This is a genomic window from Vibrio sp. 970, assembly GCF_033339075.1.
Genome location: NZ_JAWOTW010000396.1, coordinates 1 through 653, shown reverse-complemented (window position 1 = coordinate 653; position 653 = coordinate 1). Strand labels below are relative to the sequence as shown.

The following is a 653-nucleotide window of genomic DNA, read 5'->3' as shown; positions in this document are numbered from 1 at the left end:
GTCGAGTTTACGCTGACTGCCCATCGCAGCATCTTCTGCTGAACGATGAAACGGCGGGTTACAGGTCGTCACATCAAAGCGATCATTTGGCTGAATTACACCGCGATAGATGTGTGACTCACTCATTTGTTGTACGAGTTCAATTTTTCCGTTTAACGCGACGTTGCGTTCAACGATATTGGCTGCGGAGTCTATGGATTTCGGATCAACATCGCTGCCCGTATAGTGCCAGCCATATTGAGTAACACCGACGATCGGATAAATACAGTTTGCGCCAACCCCCACATCCCGCGCGCGTACGTTCTGATGACGGCATTTCCCTTTGACTTCACCATCAAGCAGTTCTGCCACTCGGTGAATGTAGTCCGCTCGACCAGGAATTGGTGGGCATAAATAGTGCTCAGGAATATCCCAAAAATCAATGTTGTAATACGCCGCGAGAAGTGCTTTGTTCAGCATTTTCACTGCTTTCGGGTCAGAGAAGTTGATTGAATCCTCGCCTTTAGGATTCTTGATAACAAACGATGCCAGCGATGGCTCACTGGCGATTAGCTTTTTGAAATCATAGCGACCACGATGCGCATTACTTTCATGCAAGCCACTTTTAGCAATCTTGATAAAATCGACATCGCTCTTTTCTGCCGATAGTTTCG

1 protein-coding gene is annotated in these 653 nt (G+C 47.2%); it reads right to left on the bottom strand.

The annotated features are described in order from the left end of the window. A partial coding sequence (rlmF, locus tag R7Q11_RS26915; protein WP_225467080.1) for a 23S rRNA (adenine(1618)-N(6))-methyltransferase RlmF occupies positions 1-653 on the bottom strand: 653 nt, incomplete at both ends.